Source organism: Acinetobacter sp. 22301 (assembly GCF_052045285.1).
Lineage (GTDB): Bacteria > Pseudomonadota > Gammaproteobacteria > Pseudomonadales > Moraxellaceae > Acinetobacter > Acinetobacter pittii.
This window is the reverse complement of record NZ_JBQEOR010000004.1, coordinates 251,141-269,214: the sequence shown is the minus strand read 5'-3', so window position 1 is coordinate 269,214 and position 18,074 is coordinate 251,141. Positions and strand designations below refer to the sequence as shown.

General features: G+C 39.6%; 13 protein-coding genes. 1 reads left to right on the top strand and 12 read right to left on the bottom strand.

Translation table 11 applies throughout. The features are described 5' to 3' along the window. From ACTJJH_RS09490 to ACTJJH_RS09475, 4 genes are all read right to left on the bottom strand, one after another. The coding region (locus ACTJJH_RS09490; protein ID WP_440601047.1) for a BapA/Bap/LapF family prefix-like domain-containing protein at window positions 1–1,505 on the bottom strand (1,505 nt) is incomplete at its 3' end. 457 nt (window positions 1,506–1,962) lie between these two features. Continuing rightward, window positions 1,963–3,465, bottom strand: a complete 1,503-nt coding sequence (locus ACTJJH_RS09485) for a cation:proton antiporter (protein WP_002116022.1) — start codon at window positions 3,463–3,465, stop codon at window positions 1,963–1,965. Window positions 3,466–3,699: 234 nt separating this feature from the next. Further along, on the bottom strand, window positions 3,700–4,599 hold the full coding sequence (gene ypfJ / locus ACTJJH_RS09480; protein ID WP_032037310.1) for a KPN_02809 family neutral zinc metallopeptidase: 900 nt from the start codon (window positions 4,597–4,599) through the stop codon (window positions 3,700–3,702). A gap of 27 nt (window positions 4,600–4,626) precedes the next feature. Continuing rightward, window positions 4,627–5,556, bottom strand: a complete 930-nt coding sequence (locus ACTJJH_RS09475; protein WP_002116309.1) for a DUF808 domain-containing protein — start codon at window positions 5,554–5,556, stop codon at window positions 4,627–4,629. A gap of 208 nt (window positions 5,557–5,764) precedes the next feature. Between ACTJJH_RS09475 and trpS the strand changes: the two genes are divergently transcribed. After that, window positions 5,765–6,778: a tryptophan--tRNA ligase gene (gene trpS, locus ACTJJH_RS09470; protein ID WP_002116097.1), complete on the top strand. Its 1,014-nt coding sequence runs from the start codon at window positions 5,765–5,767 to the stop codon at window positions 6,776–6,778. 410 nt (window positions 6,779–7,188) lie between these two features. Here trpS and sucD read toward each other — a convergent pair whose 3' ends face one another. From sucD to sdhA, 8 genes are all read right to left on the bottom strand, one after another. Continuing rightward, a complete protein-coding gene (gene sucD / locus ACTJJH_RS09465; RefSeq protein WP_000114637.1) occupies window positions 7,189–8,079 on the bottom strand; it encodes a succinate--CoA ligase subunit alpha in 891 nt (296 codons plus the stop codon). Between the two features lie 14 nt (window positions 8,080–8,093). Further along, window positions 8,094–9,260: an ADP-forming succinate--CoA ligase subunit beta gene (sucC, locus tag ACTJJH_RS09460; RefSeq protein WP_001048573.1), complete on the bottom strand. Its 1,167-nt coding sequence runs from the start codon at window positions 9,258–9,260 to the stop codon at window positions 8,094–8,096. Window positions 9,261–9,407: 147 nt separating this feature from the next. Further along, on the bottom strand, window positions 9,408–10,841 hold the full coding sequence (gene lpdA / locus ACTJJH_RS09455; protein ID WP_002116053.1) for a dihydrolipoyl dehydrogenase: 1,434 nt from the start codon (window positions 10,839–10,841) through the stop codon (window positions 9,408–9,410). A gap of 61 nt (window positions 10,842–10,902) precedes the next feature. After that, window positions 10,903–12,099: a 2-oxoglutarate dehydrogenase complex dihydrolipoyllysine-residue succinyltransferase gene (gene odhB, locus ACTJJH_RS09450; RefSeq protein ID WP_005064561.1), complete on the bottom strand. Its 1,197-nt coding sequence runs from the start codon at window positions 12,097–12,099 to the stop codon at window positions 10,903–10,905. Then, window positions 12,099–14,939 (bottom strand): 2-oxoglutarate dehydrogenase E1 component, encoded by a 2,841-nt coding sequence (locus tag ACTJJH_RS09445; RefSeq protein ID WP_039763331.1) that lies wholly within the window; start codon window positions 14,937–14,939, stop codon window positions 12,099–12,101. The genes odhB and ACTJJH_RS09445 overlap by 1 nt, the downstream gene beginning before the upstream one ends. Window positions 14,940–15,096: 157 nt before the next feature. Further along, window positions 15,097–15,225: a hypothetical protein gene (locus ACTJJH_RS09440; RefSeq protein ID WP_086265650.1), complete on the bottom strand. Its 129-nt coding sequence runs from the start codon at window positions 15,223–15,225 to the stop codon at window positions 15,097–15,099. 283 nt (window positions 15,226–15,508) lie between these two features. Beyond that, window positions 15,509–16,219 carry a succinate dehydrogenase iron-sulfur subunit gene (locus tag ACTJJH_RS09435; RefSeq protein ID WP_002116292.1) on the bottom strand — a complete coding sequence of 237 codons (711 nt, stop codon included), beginning with the start codon at window positions 16,217–16,219 and terminating at the stop codon, window positions 15,509–15,511. A gap of 14 nt (window positions 16,220–16,233) precedes the next feature. Further along, window positions 16,234–18,069, bottom strand: a complete 1,836-nt coding sequence (gene sdhA / locus ACTJJH_RS09430) for a succinate dehydrogenase flavoprotein subunit (protein ID WP_002116225.1) — start codon at window positions 18,067–18,069, stop codon at window positions 16,234–16,236. Window positions 18,070–18,074 lie beyond the last annotated feature (5 nt).

Sequence of the window (18,074 nt, the reverse complement as noted above, 5' to 3'; positions counted from 1 at the left end):
GGGTCAATCACTGGCGCTGAAGGAGCAGCTGTATCCAGTGTATAAGTTTGTGTATCGTTAACTGTGCTGCTATTACCTGCTGCATCAGTGAAAGTTACTTTAGCATCAATCGTTTTATCAGCATCAGCAACCAAACCGCTACCTGGTACACTTACTGTCCATGTACCTGCTGCACTGTCTACAGTTGCAGTATAAGTTACCCCATTAATAACAATTGTAACGGCTGTAGTAGCCGCATCTGAAGGAACGTTTTTCAATACACCTGTAATCGTGACATTGCCAGCCGCTTCTGATGCATTAACCACATTATCAGCTGTTACCGAATCAACAGCAAAGTTAACACCATCCGTATTTGGACCAACTGCATCAACAATAGCTGTTCCTGGTCCTGATGGATTGCCTGCTGGATCTGTAGCAATCGCCTCAACTTCATCGCCATCATTCAGACCAGGGTTTGGTACAGTCCAAGTACCATCCGGTCCTACTACAACACTTGCCGTACTACCATCCGGATAAGTCACAGTTACTGTTGAACCAGGTTCTGCTGTACCTGTGATCGGGTCTGTCCCGTTAACCGGGTCAATCACTGGTGCATTCGGTGCAGTCGTATCAATCGTATAAGTTTGTGTATCTTTAACAGTACTGCTATTACCTGCCGCATCTGTAAACGTTACAGTCGCATCAATGGTTTTATCTGCATCAGCTGTTAAACCACTACCAGGCACACTTACTATCCATGTACCCGCTGTTTTGTCTACAGTTGCATTATAAGTTACCCCATTAATAACAACTGTAACGGCCGTATTGGCCGCATCTGCTGGAATGTTTTTCAGAACACCCGTAATCGTGACATTACCTGCTGCTTCTGATGCATTAATTACGTTATCTGAAGTAACAGGATCAACAGAGAAAGTGACTCCATCTGTATTTGGTGGAGTGGTGTCAGCAGGTGTTGAGTCATCATCATTATCACTATTCGATGCTGCAGCGATAATACCGCCCGCAACTAAAGGAATAGCTGCCCACAACCATGGGTTTACACCTGCATCGTGATAAAGTAATGGTTCAATTGAAGAAATAGGCTGGTAAATAACGTCAGATACCAACTCTTGTGGTGCTTCTGCCGGTAAAGCAGCAGGTAAATCCTCAGCTACCAGAGCTTGTGGTTCAACATCACTGTCTGCGTCAGCGTCCGCATCGGCATCGGCGTCCGCATCATTTTCAGCATCTTTGAATTTTGCCCAAATCAACTGTCCATTTTCATCTTGAAAAACAAGACTGTTATCTTTAGGCTCAGCTGTTCCACTAAAGAAGCCTTCAATAACAATAGTCTCGCCATTTTTCAGGCGAATGACTGCATTGGTACCCTCCCTATTCACTACCAATACATCACTGGCAGCCACTTTTACCAATACGACCGACGCTTCTGAAAGCTTTGCAGAAGTTCCCTTGATTGTTGACAAGGTATCGTGACTATCCTTGGCAATAATTTGTATTTCAGGCATATCTGTATTCCTTTTATATTATTGATTTAAATGATTTTATGTATAATTCTTTTTACTTAATCTTTCTAAGTTTTTGACCTACAACTTAAAAACATTAAGTAATGTGATCATTTTTACATTAAACACTTTAAAATAAAAAAAACAAATACTAAAGTACCTAAAGAAAAAATTTTAATTAATAGAAATTATATATAAATCTTAGTTAAGTTTTTCTTATGTTAATTTAATGAAAAATCACGTTAAACGTTTTATATATAAAACAAATTTATTATTTTACTATTTACCATTTGTTGAAAAATCATTTAATTAAAATATTCATATAACAATTATTAATATCTTAATAAAATAAAATATATTATTAATGATATATATAGAAAAAAAAGGCTTTAGGTAATATTTTACTATTATACTAAAACCTCATTTTTAAATATCTTATAAATTTTAAAACTATTTATATTTAGAAATTATCTGGACTCTCAAATCTTTTTACTTCTTGTAACTTATTCGGGTCATGCATTGTCGCAATTCCGTCCTCAGTTTTTTGGTCTACAAGAATATCTGGATTATAAACAGTGATCGTCTCTCTGCCCAGTGCATCCTCCCCCACAATATACTGAAAACCTCTTCGGTTCATCTTATGGCACAACCTTTGATAGAAGCCTTTTAAGCCTTCAGTTTCTTCGTTGGGGTTGTAATAAAAAGCATTCATCACAGCTGGTAAACCTAGGCCGCACACAATACCTGATAACAATACACTAATAAATGTATATCCAATCAGGATACTACTATAGGGACTTAAGGCAGGGATATTGGCTACTGCCAAAATCAATGCAAGTGAAATTCCTCCTCGTACCCCACCCCAAGATAAAATAGTCAAACTACCGTTGTAGCTTTTAGTTCTACGCATTGTGGGAAAAAAAGCGAAAGCCATAAAGTTGGCAGCAAAACGAGAAATATGAAGAATAAAGAAGGCAACAATACCGCCTAAAATCAGGCTAAAGTTTAGATCAAGAATAAATAACTCTAAGCCAATTAAAGTAAATAAGAATGAGTTAATAATTCCTTCTACAGTGTGCCAGAAATGGTTAACTTCTTGAATCTCTCGCTCTTCTCGTATTTCTTTCCATTTGTTTCCAACAATTAAACCGCCAATTACACAAGCAATCGGTGCTGATGCATGCGCAAACAAAGCAACCAAATATGCTCCACTTGCAAGTAAAGCTGTTGTTAAAATCAGGGACTCCATTTCGTGTTTACCACGTAATAGACGCAACACCCCTACCCCAAATGCCCAACCAATCCCGACGGCGACAACAATTTCATAAAGTAGAGCTTCTAATGTCGCTACCAATGAAAAATGTTCACCCTGTAAAACATTAAGTAAAGTCATAAACAATGCAATACACATTGCATCATTAAATAATGATTCACCTTCTAGCTTAACAATTAAATGATGTGGTGCGCGAATTGAACTAAGCACACCTTTAATACCAATTGGGTCTGTTGCCCCTAAAGCCGCACCTAAAAGTAATAGCACCAGAATTGGCACATGATATCCAACCAGTAATTGGAATCCGTAAAGTAAACTGCCAAATAATACGGCGCAAAGTACTAAGGCAATCGTTGCCAGAATACTAATTTGCTTCCAATAACTTTTTAGATCTGAAATTTTAAATTTGAGTGCAGAAGAAGTTAGAATAAAACAAATAACACCATTAATTAAAAAATCATAAAAATCGATATGACGTACAGCTTCTTCAATATTATGAATGTTAATGGTAATAAACTGGTTACCGTTTAGTAGGCTGGCACCCCACTGTAGAATAAAGACAAAAATTGCTGAGACCAGAGGAACACCAATCGCCTGTGGAAAGCCTAAAATACGCTTATTAAAGATCGTGGTTGCAATTGATAATGCAAAAACCACTGTAAACGCTTGTAATAGAAAAAAATTACCCATGAATACCCTTCTTCTGGGTCAACGACCAAATAAACAACTTTGCTAGATCTACCAAACTTAATAAAAAGCTGACACAACTATGCCATAATCATAAAAACAGAAATTAGGACACAAGTTTACCGAATTGATTGAACAATCTATCAATCTGTTAAATTTCTTAACATTATTTATAGTTATGATCTAAAAAAGATGAGCTTATTAAATTATGTTTAACAAGACTCATCCTATAAAATTTTAAACTGGATTATTAAAAGTATCGCATTGATTAATATCACCAGTTTTTAAACCCACTTGGAACCAGTGCATTCGCTGTTCACTACTGCCATGAGTAAAGCTATCAGGAACAACCTGACCCGTAGAGCGCTTCTGTAAATAATCATCTCCAATTTTTTGAGCAGCATCCATCGCTTCTTCAATGTCACCTTGCTCTAAAAATTGAGTTCGCTGTTGATTATGACTCACCCAAATACCCGCTAAACAGTCAGCTTGTAATTCTTGACGAACAGATAATTGGTTACCTTCTCTTTGGCTGACTTGTGCACGGGCTTGCTGTACTTGTGACGAAATACCCAGCAAGGTTTGAACATGGTGCCCTACTTCATGTGCAACCACATAAGCTTGTGCAAAATCCCCAGCTTGATCTTCTCTAGAAAGTTCAGTTTGGTTCTGCTCACCAGAAATTCCCATTTGCTGACGCATATCTTTAAAGAATTCTGTATCGATATAAACCTTTTGGTCTGCAGGACAATAAAATGGCCCCATTGCAGATTGAGCAGTACCACATCCTGACTGAACCGTTCGACTAAACAATACTAATGTTGGTGGCGTATAGCTTTTACCTAACTGTTTAAATATGGGGGTCCAAGTATCTTCCGTATCAGCCAAAACCGTTCCAACAAAATCCGAGGCTTCTTTTTGCTCGGCCGTTAAACTTTCTGGCGCAGTTGCATTTGATTGTTGTGAAGCAGTAACTTGCTGCGTTGCTTGATAAGCCTGCTGTGGGTCAACACCAAAGAACTTCCACGCAACAAATGCAACAACCAAACCAATAATACTGATACCGCCTGCTCTAACACCGCCACCACCTCGACGGTCCTCAACATTGCTACTAATTCGTCGACCTTTCCAGCGCATAATTTCCCTCTTCTTTTTAGAATGGCATCATGAACCCGATGCTTTTTTAGGCCACATTTTTTGTATTAAGCTCACAATTAATAGAACAATTGCACCTGCAACAAGTCCTATTCCAAAGTTAATCAATGTTGGTGTTAAAGCACCAATGATGTTACCCACTGCTGGTATTGTTTCCACATGATCCACTGTGTCTTCAGTTAAGTGATGAAGCAATGGAATCGTATGATTAATAATCCCGCCACCCACTAAAAACATTGCAATAGTGCCCACGATTGAAAGTAATTTCATCAAAATAGGAGCAAAAGCTAATAGGCCTCGACCTATAGTTTGTTTAAATGAGGTCGACTGTTCTGTTAAATATAATCCCAAATCATCAATCTTAACAATCATACCAACTAGGCCATAAACGCCAATCGTCATCACAACAGCAATAACACTTAAAACGCTTAACTTTGTCATTAAAGTAGCTGTAGCAACTGTACCAAGCGTAATCACCACGATCTCAGCCGATAAAATAAAGTCAGTTCTTACTGCTCCTTTTATTTTTTCTTTTTCAAAAGTTGCTAAGTCTAATTCTTCAGTTTCAAGCTCTGCTTTTGCTTCCTCTGATGTAGAAGCTTTTTTATGCATAATGGTATGAAGAACTTTTTCTACTCCCTCATAACATAAAAATAACCCCCCGAGCATTAATAGCGGGTTAATAAGCCAAGGTGCAATCACACTAATTAACAATGCTAAAGGAACTAAAATAAGCTTATTAACAAATGAGCCTTTAGCCACTTTCCAAACAATAGGTAGTTCGCGATCTGCGCGCACACCTGTTACTTGCTGAGCATTTAAGGCCAAATCGTCACCTAAAACTCCGGCAGTTTTCTTGGCTGCCATTTTGCTCATTAAAGCAACATCATCTAAAATTGTTGCTATATCATCTAGTAATAAAAGTAAGCCACTCGCCATTTCTTATCCAAGTTTGTATTTATTAAGGCTATTGTAAGATGATTTTTTTGAATTTCTGTAATTTTACTGAATAAATTCACAATATTATTTTAAGAAAAGTTTCCCCAATCGCTGACGAAAAAAATTTATTTCCCGTACAATAATGCCAATCTTTTATATTACAGGGCTTACTACCCCTGATTAAGCCAATACGATAGTGGAATAAATAATGAGTAATGTTGATCAGCGTCCAATTATTTTGACAGGCGACCGCCCAACCGGACAACTTCATCTTGGGCATTTTGTCGGTTCTTTGCGTTCTCGTGTAGGTTTACAGGATAGCCATCATCAACATCTCTTATTAGCAGATGCACAAGCATTAACAGATAATGCAGATAATCCAGATAAAGTTCGTCGTAATATTCTAGAAGTTGCTCTAGATTATTTAGCTGTAGGCATTGATCCAACAAAAACTACCATTTGTGTTCAGTCTTGCTTGCCAGCACTCAATGAACTCACAATGCTCTATCTTAATTTTGTGACAGTTGCGCGTTTAGAACGTAACCCGACCATTAAATCTGAAATTCAAATGCGTGGTTTCGAGCGTGACATTCCAGCTGGTTTCCTCTGCTACCCTGTTGCACAAGCGGCTGACATTACTGCTTTCAAAGCAACTGTGGTTCCAGTGGGTGAAGATCAGATTCCAATGATTGAACAAACGAATGAAATCGTACGTCGAGTAAATCGCCAAATCGGTCAAGATCTTTTGCCTGAATGTAAAGCTTTGCTTTCTAATATGGCACGTCTACCTGGTTTTGATGGTAAAGCGAAAATGTCTAAATCATTAGGCAATACCATCGTTTTAAATGCTTCTGATAAAGACATTAAAAAAGCTGTTAATGCGATGTACACCGATCCAAATCACCTTCGTATTGAAGATCCAGGTCAAGTTGAAGGCAATATTGTATTTACTTATTTAGATGCATTTGATCCAAATAAAGAAGAAGTTGAAGAATTAAAAGCTCACTATCGTCGCGGTGGTCTTGGTGACGGTACGGTTAAAAAACGTCTTGAAGGTGTCTTAAAAGAGTTAATTACACCTATTCGTGAACGTCGCGAAGAACTTGCTAAAGATCCTGACTATATTATGGATGTTTTACGTCAAGGTACAGATAAGTGCCGTCTTATTACTCAACAGACTTTAGACGAAGTTAAAGATGGTTTAGGCTTATTTAAATTTTAATCCTTTTTGAAAACTAAAAGCCCTTCGGGGCTTTTTTTATTTATTAGATTCAATAATATTCATTTTTTAGAATTACTAATGTATTGATAGCTATTCACAGGCTTTTACCCTATTAACGTGAAGTAACACTTATTAACGCTAATAGCGATGAAGAATATCTTAACTTTATCTATTATCCTCTATGTAGGTTACATCATATGAGCCTCACGACATTTCTCCTTAAACCGAAACTGTTTTTACAGATTCGTTGTTCTACGCAATGATCACCCCAATCATTGCGTATTTTTTTGCCTAAAAATTTTATTTATGAATCAGCTATACTTATAAAAACTCTGATTTTTCTTTAATAAATAAAAAAACACCGCATCATTTTTCAGATGCGGTGCTTTTTAAGATTCAGCGTAAAGCGATTAAGCTAAACCTTTCTCTTTTAAAACTTGCAACATAGTTGAACCAAGCTCAGCTGGGCTACGAGTGTAAGCCATACCTGCTTTTTCAAATGCAGCGAATTTCTCTTCAGCAGTACCTTGACCACCAGAAATGATCGCACCAGCGTGACCCATACGCTTACCTTTAGGAGCAGTTACACCAGCAATGTAACCTACTACAGGCTTAGTCACGTTAGATTTGATGAATTCAGCAGCTTCTTCTTCCGCTGTACCACCGATCTCACCGATCATGATGATTGCATCAGTATCTGGATCGTCTTGGAACAATTGAAGCGCTTCGATTTGGTTCATACCTGGGATTGGGTCACCACCGATACCGATACAAGTAGATTGACCTAAACCAAGCTTAGTTGTTTGAGCAACAGCTTCATAAGTCAATGTACCTGAACGTGAGATGATACCAATACGACCTGGTTGGTGAATGTGACCAGGCATAATACCAATCTTACATTCGCCCGGAGTGATCACGCCTGGACAGTTAGGACCAACTAAACGAGTACCGTTACCGTTAGTTTCTAAATAGCGTTTTGCTTTAAGCATGTCGATTGTTGGAACACCTTCAGTGATCACAACGATTAGACCAACACCTGAATCAACCGCTTCAACGATTGAGTCTAAAACGAATGGAGCTGGTACATAGATTACAGATGCATCTGCATTCGTTTCACGTACAGCTTCTTTCATTGTGTTGAATACTGGTAAGTCAAGGTGAGTAGTACCACCTTTACCTGGAGTAACACCACCAACAACTTTTGTACCGTAGTCTAAAGCTTGTGCAGAGTGGAAAGTACCGTTTTTACCAGTAAAACCTTGTACCAATACTTTAGTGTCTTTATTAATTAATACGCTCATGATTGATACTCCCCTTACGCTTTAACTGCAGCTACAACTTTTTCTGCGGCATCAGACAAGCCGTTTGCAGAAATTAATTTCAAACCAGATTCATCAAGTAATTTAGCACCTAACTCAGCGTTGTTACCTTCTAAACGAACAACAACTGGAACAGTTACATTTACTTCTTGAACCGCTGCAATAATCGCTTCAGCAATCATGTCACAACGTACGATACCACCAAAGATGTTGATTAAAACACCTTGTACAGATGTATCAGCAAGGATGATTTTGAACGCTTCGATTACGCGCTCTTTAGTTGCGCCGCCACCAACGTCAAGGAAGTTTGCAGGCTGACCACCATAAAGTTTAATGATGTCCATAGTTGCCATTGCAAGACCAGCACCGTTAACCATACAACCGATGTTACCTTCTAAAGCAACATAGTTAAGATCAAATTCAGATGCTTTTAATTCACGCTCATTCTCTTGAGATTTGTCACGTAAAGCAGCAACTTTAGGTAAACGGTAAAGCGCGTTAGAGTCGATACCTACTTTCGCGTCTACACATAAAATTTCGCCATTTTCACGAACTGAAAGTGGGTTAATTTCAAATAAAGCAAAATCATTTTCAACAAATGCTTGGTAAGCAGCTGTCATGATTTTTACAAATTGACCGATTTGTTTGTCTTTCAAACCTAAAGCAAACGCAACTTCACGTGCTTGGAATGGTTGTAAGCCAACTAATGGATCAACTTCAACTTTGATAATTTTTTCTGGAGTTTCTTCCGCAACTTTCTCGATTTCTACACCACCTTCTGTAGAAGCCATGAAAGTAATACGACGGCTAGAACGGTCTACAACCGCACCTAAGTAAAGCTCACGCTCAACTGGGTATACGTCTTCAGCAACAATAATACTGTTTACTGGTTGACCATTTGCATCTGTTTGATACGTTACAAGACGAGTACCAATGATATTGTTTGCAAATTCGATAACGTCTTCTTTAGATTTTGCAACTTTAACGCCACCAGCCTTACCACGACCACCAGCATGAACTTGCGCTTTCATTACCGCGAATTTACCACCAAGCTGTTCAAATGCAGCAACTGCTTCGTCTGCATTGGTAGCCAAGATACCTTCTTGTACTGGCATACCATATTCTTTCAATAACGCTTTAGCTTGATACTCATGTAAGTTCATTTAGTTACCTACTTAACTTTGTTTGTTGTCTTCAATTTGCGCAACATTCTCATGTTACTTATGCAAATTGCTGTCTACGTCTTTCACCTTGATGCTTTTTTAATCACACCATCGAATGTGAAAAAGAGCGGAGAACCGCTCTTTATTTTATTTACGCTTACGTTGAATCGCGTGAATTGCACGACCATCTACAGCAAGTGCAGCTTCATGAACAACTTCAGAGAATGTTGGATGACCAAATGTCATTAACTGAAGATCTTCAACAGAAGATACAAATTCAAGAGCGATCATACCTTGGTGTACGATATCAGATGCTGCAGGTCCAATAACATGCATACCTAATAAACGGTCAGTTTTTGCATCAGCAACAAACTTAACAAAACCAGCACCTTCACCCGCCGCTAAAGCACGACCATTTACAGCAAAACCGAATTGACCAGTTTTAACTTCATGACCTTTTTCTTTAGCTTGTTCTTCAGTTAAACCAACCCATGCCGCTTCCGGATGTGTATAGATAACAGAAATGATTGTGTCATAGTTCACTTGAGCTGCATGACCGTGAATACGTTCAACAGCCATTACACCTTCTTCCATTGCTTTATGAGCAAGCATTGGACCACGAACCAAGTCACCAATCGCGTATACACCTTCTACAGAAGTTGCACAGTGATCATTTACTTCAACTAGACCGCGTTCAGTCAATTTAATGCCTGAATCATCTGCCAATAAACCTTCTGCATAAGCTTTACGGCCTACACAAACGATTAATTTGTCAAAAGTCTGAGTTTTTTCTTCGCCGCCTTGAGTGTATTTAACAGTCACTTCACGACCATTAATTTCAGTACCAGAAACTTTAGCACCGATACGAATATCAAGACCTTGCTTAGTTAAAAGTTTTTGGTAGTCTTTTGCCAAAGCTTTATCAGCCATTGGTAAGAATGCATCCATTGCTTCAAAAACAACAACTTCAGCACCAAGACGACGCCAAACAGAACCAAGCTCTAAACCGATTACACCTGCACCAATTACACCTAAACGTTTAGGTACTTCTGGGAAGTTCAATGCACCAGTTGAATCAACAATAATATCTTGATCTACAGGAGCTACTGGAATATTTACAGGCACAGAACCAGACGCAAGAATAACGTATTTAGGTTCTAAAACTTGAGTTTCACCTTCATGAGAAACGAACTCAACTTTTTTACCAGCAAGTAATTTACCAGTACCTTTTAACCATTCAATGCCATTGCCTTTAAGCAATTGATCGATACCACCAGTTAATTGGTCAACAATTTTGTCTTTACGAGCAAGAAGCTTAGCAAGATCAAAATTCACTTCACCTGTAGTGATACCGTGATCAGCTAAGTGATGTACTGTATCTTCGTAACGGTGAGAAGAGTCAAGTAATGCTTTAGAAGGAATACAACCTACGTTTAAGCATGTACCACCTAAAGATGGCTTACCGTTGTGAATACGTTTTTCGATACAAGCGACTTTAAAACCTAGTTGAGCAGCGCGAATCGCAGCTTCATAACCACCAGGACCACCGCCAATAACAACAAGATCAAATTGTTGAGACATTGTTTATCTCCATGGTCCGAGATAGAGGATCACTCTACCTCGGTAATATTATTCGAAGAAATTAAAGATCAAGGATGAGTTTAGCTGGCTCTTCTAACAATTCTTTGATTGCTACCAAGAAACCTACAGCTTCTTTACCATCGATCATACGGTGGTCATAAGAAAGTGCTAAATACATCATTGGCAAGATTTCAACTTGACCATTTACAGCCATAGGACGCTCTTGGATTTTGTGCATACCCAAGATACCAGTTTGTGGCTGATTCAAAATTGGAGTTGAAAGTAATGAACCGAAAGTACCACCGTTAGTGATTGTGAAAGTACCACCAGTCATTTCTTCGATAGATAATTTACCATCACGTGCTTTAGCAGCATATGCACCAATACCAGATTCAACTTCTGCATAGCTCATACGATCAGTATCACGTAATACTGGTACAACAAGACCACGATCAGAAGATACTGCAACACCGATGTCGTAGTAACCGTGATAAACGATATCGTCACCATCAATTGAAGCGTTTACAGCTGGGTAGCGTTTAAGCGCTTCAGTTGCTGCTTTAACGAAGAATGACATGAAGCCTAAACGAGCGCCATGACGTTTTTCAAAAGCATCTTTATATTGCTTACGCAATTCCATGATTGGCTTCATGTTAACTTCGTTGAATGTAGTTAACATTGCAGTTTCTTGAGTTGCAGCAAGAAGACGCTCAGCTACACGCTTACGTAAACGAGTCATTGGAACACGTTTTTCGATACGTTCACCAACAGCTACACTTAACGGAGTAACGTTAGCAGCTGGTTTAGCTTGATGGTTTGCAACATCTTCTTTAGTGATACGACCACCACGACCAGTACCTTGTACGTCAGCAGCAGCAATACCAGATTCAGTTAATGCTTTACGAACTGCAGGAGCTTGATCAGATACAGTTTCTGTACGCTCAACAACAGGCGCTGCACCAGCTTGAGTTTGAGCAACTGCTTGCTCTACTGCTGCAGGAGCAGCCGCTGCTGCACCAGCACCAGCTTCAAACTGAGCAATTACTTCGTCAGAAAGAACTGTATCGCCTTCATCTTTAATGATTGCAACTAAGCTACCATCAGCAGGAGCAACAACTTCTAAAACAACTTTGTCGGTTTCAATATCACAGATTACTTCATCACGTGATACAGGTTCACCCACCTTTTTGTGCCAAGTTGCGATGGTTCCATCTGCAACAGACTCTGGGAATACCGGTGCTTTAATTTCGGTTGCCATTATTGAGAATCTCCTGATTGTTCAGCTTCGATTGCCAATGCATCATTAATTAGCTGAGCTTGTTGTTTTGCATGCAAGTACGGTGAGCCACAAGCTGGTGCAGCAGAAGCTTCACGACCTGCAAAACTGATACGGATTTGTTTGCCAGATTTTAAGATATCGTCATATAAACGCGGTGCGATAAATAACCATGCGCCTTGGTTCTTCGGCTCTTCTTGTGCCCAAACAAGTTCTTTCACGTTTGGATATGCAGCCAAGATTTCCGCAAGACGTTGCTCTGGATATGGATACAACTGTTCAATACGTACAATTGCGACATTAGTTAAGTTTTGTTCACGACGTTTTTCAAGTAAGTCGTAATAAACTTTACCGCCACAAAGTACAAGACGAGTTACATCTGACTTGTTAATTTGATCGATTTCGTCAATTACAGTTTGGAATGAACCATTTGCAAGCTCTTCTAAAGTAGAAGTAGCAAGTTTATGACGAAGTAAAGATTTCGGTGACATTACAATCAATGGCTTACGAATTGGGCGTACAGCTTGACGACGTAATGCATGGAAAATCTGTGCAGGTGTCGTTGGAGTGATCACTTGCATGTTGTCTTCAGCACATAACTGTAAGAAACGTTCTAAACGAGCTGATGAGTGCTCTGGGCCTTGACCTTCGAAACCGTGCGGTAACAACATTGTTAAACCACAAACACGTTCCCACTTAGTCTCACCAGAAGCAATAAACTGGTCAATCACAACTTGAGCACAGTTTACGAAGTCACCAAATTGTGCTTCCCAAATAATCAAGCTCTTAGGAATTGTAGTTGCGTAACCATATTCGAATGCAAGAACTGCTTCTTCAGATAAAAGAGAGTCATAAATCGCAAAACGTGGTTGGTTCTCTTTCACATGACAAAGTGGAATGTAAGTTGAACCATCAGCTTGGTTATGCAATTTCGCATGACGGTGTGAGAAGGTACCACGACCCACGTCTTCACCAGTAATACGAACTAGATAATCTTCATCTAATAAAGTTGCATAAGCTAAAGTTTCTGCTGCACCCCAGTTTAATGGAGTTTCACCAGTTTGCATTTTTACGCGGTCTTCAATTACTTTTTGAACCTGACGCTGCATTACAAACCCTTCAGGAAGTTTGCTCATGCCCTCGCCTAATTCTTTTAAGCGATTTAAGTCAAATGAAGTATCCCAATCGTCTGTGTAGTCATGGCCCAAATATGGCGTCCAATCAACAAACATTTTGGTATTTGGTTCAAGAATCAATGCATTTGCTACATGATTACCCGCTTCTAAATCAGAACGGTAATCTTCAACCATTTGGTCTGCTTCAGCACGATCAAGTACTTTCTCTTGAACAAGTTGATCAGCATAAAGTGTACGAGTAGTCGCTTTCTTCGCAATTACTTGATACATCAATGGTTGTGTACCAGATGGCTCATCTGCTTCGTTATGGCCACGACGACGATAACAGAACAAATCGATAACAACATCTTTACGGAATTCGTGACGGAAATCATGTGCTAATTGAGTAGCAAAGATAACAGCTTCAGGATCATCGCCATTTACATGGAAAATTGGCGCCTGAATCATTTTAGCAACGTCTGTACAGTATTCTGTAGAACGTGCGTCACGAGGATCAGAAGTTGTGAAACCTACTTGGTTGTTCACAATAATATGAACTGTACCACCAACCGTATAGCCACGAGTTTGTGACATCTGGAAGGTTTCCATGTTCACGCCCTGACCTGCAAATGCCGCATCACCATGAACAATAACTGGTAAAACGTCATCACCGCCAATGTCTCTACGACGTACTTGACGTGCACGTACAGAACCTTCAACTACAGGACCAACAATTTCCAAGTGAGATGGGTTAAATGCTAATGCCAAGTGAACTTCGCCACCTGGAGTCATTACATTACTTGAGAAACCTTGGTGGTATTTAACGTCGCCAGAACCTTTTTTATGAATTGATTTACCTTCGAACTCACCAAATAAGTCCGCAGGGTTTTTACCCATAATATTCACAAGAAGGTTTAAACGGCCACGGTGTGGCATACCGATAACAACTTCTTTACAACCTACAGCACCAGCACGCTGAATAATCTCGTTTACCATAGGAATAAAAGATTCGCCGCCTTCAACACCAAAGCGTTTAGCACCAACGTATTTATTACCAAGATATTTTTCAAGACCTTCAGCAGCAGTTAAACGCTCTAAGAAGCCTTTCTTTTGATCATTTGTGTAATTGAATTTACCACGGGCACTTTCAAGACGTTGTTGAATCCAACGTTTTTCTTTTGTGTCCACGATATGCATGTATTCAACACCGATCGAACCACAATAGATTGCTTCCATTGCTTCAATCATTTCAGCAAGCGTTGCTTCGCTTTTGCCGATTTCAAGATTGCCGGTATTAAATACAGTGTCTAAATCTGATTTGGTTAAACCGTGAGCTGAAAGATCTAAATCTGGAATCTCTTCACGCTTAGCAAGACCTAATGGATCTAATTTAGCTTTTTGATGTCCGCGATTACGATAAGCAGCAATAAGTTGTAAAACGCCAATTTGACGACGCTCATGCTCAGTACTTACAGTACTTTGTACAACAGGTTGAACACGGTTAGCATTACGTCCTAGTAATAGGAATTGCTCACGCACAGCGCTGTGTGGTTGGTCACCCTTTGGATATTTATCGAAATATTGGCGCCAGTCCTCAGCTACAGAGGTTGGGGAAGTCAGGTACTGCTCGTAAAGTTCTTCAATATACGCTGCACTATCAGCGGAAAGTTCAGTGTCAAGACGCAATGCGTCAGCAACTTCTTGCATTTGTGGACCCATTTCCTATTGCAAAAAATATTACAGGCTGCCTTTTAAGCACACCCATGATGCATAATGCCAAATTGGTAAAAAAGGCATTACTTACCCAACAGGTCTCTAAGACCATGGGGCGTCATACTACCTAGAGAGAAAACTCCATAGGTAATTAATGAATCACAACGCCCTCAATGGCATCATCACTCACCTTATACTCGATTAAAACCGAGCAATTTTTTGCAAATCTTTTTAGAAAAATTAACGTTAAAATTAACTTTTCTAAAATGACTTTAACCATAAAAATTAAGCACAGATCTAAGATCGTGCTACTTAAATTAATTTCACTAGTATACGCTTTTTTCACCTATAACTTTGTGGCAAATCGTATCATGTTCTTAAACAACGATTGATTTTTTTGACACATACCACCTATAAATTGGCGAAATACATAAGCGATTTTATCTTTTAATATATGGTGCAATATATAAAATCCTCGCTCTTTTCGACCAAAGTCTAAAGTTTACATTATAAAATTAAAAAAAAACGCACATCAAGGATGCGCGTTTTCTATTTGTGCAGAATTAACCCGCTTGATCTAATAGCATGTTACGGATGTGACCGATTGCTTTAGTAGGGTTTAGACCTTTAGGACATACTGACACACAGTTCATAATACCTTTACAACGGAACAAACTGAATGGATCGTCAAGACGAGCCAAACGGTCTGCAGTAGCAGTATCACGAGAGTCGATGATAAAACGGTATGCATTTAACAATGCTGAAGGACCCAAGAATTTATCAGGGTTCCACCAGAATGATGGGCACGAAGTTGAACAACACGCACAAAGAATACATTCATACAAACCATTTAAGTGTTCACGCTCTTCAGGAGACTGTAAACGCTCTTTAGGTGGAGCTGGTTGGTTATTGATCAAGAATGGCTGAATTTTGTCATATTGATCATAGAATTGGTTCATATCAACAACCAAATCTTTAACAACCGGCAAACCTGGTAATGGACGAATTACAATTTTCTCAGGCAGGTCATTTAAATTCCATAAACAAGCCAAACCATTTTTACCATTAATGTTTACACCATCCGAACCACAAATACCTTCACGGCATGAACGACGGAACGTTAATGATTCATCTTGAACCTTCAAAGCAAGTAATGCATCAAGCAACATACGGTGCTTATCAGTCAATTCAAGCTTGAAAGTTTGCATGTACGGCGCTTTATCCTTATCAGGATCATAGCGGTAGATTTCGAATGTACGAGTACCTCTACTCATCTTTATACTCCCGATTAGAATGTACGTGGTGCTGGTGGAATTGCATCAACAGTCAACGGTTTGAAGCGCACAGGCTTATATTCCAAACGATTGTCTGATGAATACCATAAAGTATGCTTCATCCACTCATCATCACGGCGACCGTATGAATAAGTTGGGTGATCAGCTGGCAATTCATAATCAACTACAGTATGCGCACCACGACACTCTTTACGCGCAGCAGCTGAAATTAATGTAGCTTTTGCAACTTCATATAAGTTTTCAACTTCAAGCGCTTCAACACGTGCAGTGTTAAATACTTTAGATTTATCTTTCAAGTGAATGTTACGCACACGTGGTTCAAGAGCAAGAATCTCTTTAACACCTTTATCAAGCAAAGCTTGAGTACGGAATACACCAGCGTGGTCTTGAACGATATCACGAATCGCATCAGCAACTTCTTGTGCATTTTCGCCAGAAGTTGATTCATCCAATTTACGTACGCGATCTAAAGTTTGCTCTAATACGTTTGTTGGAAGTGGTGCATATTCATCACCATGATGCTTAGTTACGTAGTCAATAATGTGCTCACCAGCAGCTTTACCAAATACAACCAAGTCAAGAAGTGAGTTAGTACCTAAACGGTTTGCACCATGTACTGATACACAAGAACATTCACCAATTGCATAGAAACCTTTTACAGGTTTAGTGTAATTGTCTGTACCTGCTTCAGGTAAGCACACTTGACCATGCATATTTGTAGGAATACCACCCATTTGATAATGGATTGTTGGTACTACAGGAATTGGTTCTTTAGTAATGTCAACGTTCGCGAATTTTTTACCAATCTCAAATACAGATGGTAAACGCTTCATAATTGTGTCAGCGCCCAAGTGAGTCATATCTAGTAAGATATAATCACCTTTTGGACCACAACCACGACCCTCTTTAATTTCTTGGTCCATAGAACGTGATACGAAGTCACGTGGAGCCAAGTCTTTTAAAGTTGGTGCGTAACGTTCCATGAACGGTTCGCCGTCTTTGTTACGAAGGATTGCACCTTCACCACGACAACCTTCAGTTAACAATACGCCTGCGCCCGCAACACCCGTAGGGTGGAATTGCCAGAATTCCATATCTTGTAATGGAATACCAGCACGAGCAGCCATACCAAGACCGTCACCAGTATTGATATAAGCATTTGTTGATGCACGGTAAACACGACCAGCACCACCGGTCGCAAACAATGTCGCTTTTGCTTGGAATACTGCGATATTACCAGTTTCTTGGTCAATCGCTGTTACACCAAGAACATCACCTGCTTCGTTACGGATCAAATCAAGCGCGATCCATTCAACGAAGAACTGAGTACCCATTTTCACGTTGCTTTGATAAAGCGTGTGTAATAATGCGTGACCAGTACGGTCAGCAGCAGCACAAGCACGTGGAACTGGTTTATCACCATAGTTCGCAGAGTGGCCACCGAACGGACGCTGGTAAATTGTACCATCAGCGTTACGGTCAAACGGCATACCCATGTGTTCAAGTTCATACACAACTTTTGGTGCTTCACGACACATAAATTCAATTGCGTCTTGGTCACCTAACCAGTCAGAACCTTTTACCGTATCGTAAAAGTGGAAATGCCAGTTATCTTCTTGCATGTTACCTAACGACGCACCGATACCGCCCTGAGCAGCAACTGTATGTGAACGTGTTGGGAAAACTTTAGTAAGTACTGCAACTTTCAAACCTGCTTGAGCAAGTTGGTAAGAAGCACGCATACCAGAACCACCACCACCAACGATAACTGCATCGAAAGTGAGGTTTTGAATATTTGAATAATCTTCTTTAGGGGTTATCGCGCCCATGATAT

Bases quoted from the DNA above. Each gene is read 5' to 3' on its own strand.
- ACTJJH_RS09485 (WP_002116022.1), bottom strand. From the start codon at position 3,465: ATGGGTAATTTTTTTCTATTACAAGCGTTTACAGTGGTTTTTGCATTA.
- ypfJ (WP_032037310.1), bottom strand. From the start codon at position 4,599: ATGCGCTGGAAAGGTCGACGAATTAGTAGCAATGTTGAGGACCGTCGA.
- ACTJJH_RS09475 (WP_002116309.1), bottom strand. From the start codon at position 5,556: ATGGCGAGTGGCTTACTTTTATTACTAGATGATATAGCAACAATTTTA.
- trpS (WP_002116097.1), top strand. From the start codon at position 5,765: ATGAGTAATGTTGATCAGCGTCCAATTATTTTGACAGGCGACCGCCCA.
- sucD (WP_000114637.1), bottom strand. From the start codon at position 8,079: ATGAGCGTATTAATTAATAAAGACACTAAAGTATTGGTACAAGGTTTT.
- sucC (WP_001048573.1), bottom strand. From the start codon at position 9,260: ATGAACTTACATGAGTATCAAGCTAAAGCGTTATTGAAAGAATATGGT.
- lpdA (WP_002116053.1), bottom strand. From the start codon at position 10,841: ATGTCTCAACAATTTGATCTTGTTGTTATTGGCGGTGGTCCTGGTGGT.
- odhB (WP_005064561.1), bottom strand. From the start codon at position 12,099: ATGGCAACCGAAATTAAAGCACCGGTATTCCCAGAGTCTGTTGCAGAT.
- ACTJJH_RS09445 (WP_039763331.1), bottom strand. From the start codon at position 14,939: ATGCAAGAAGTTGCTGACGCATTGCGTCTTGACACTGAACTTTCCGCT.
- ACTJJH_RS09440 (WP_086265650.1), bottom strand. From the start codon at position 15,225: ATGGTTAAAGTCATTTTAGAAAAGTTAATTTTAACGTTAATTTTTCTA.
- ACTJJH_RS09435 (WP_002116292.1), bottom strand. From the start codon at position 16,219: ATGAGTAGAGGTACTCGTACATTCGAAATCTACCGCTATGATCCTGAT.
- sdhA (WP_002116225.1), bottom strand. From the start codon at position 18,069: ATGGGCGCGATAACCCCTAAAGAAGATTATTCAAATATTCAAAACCTC.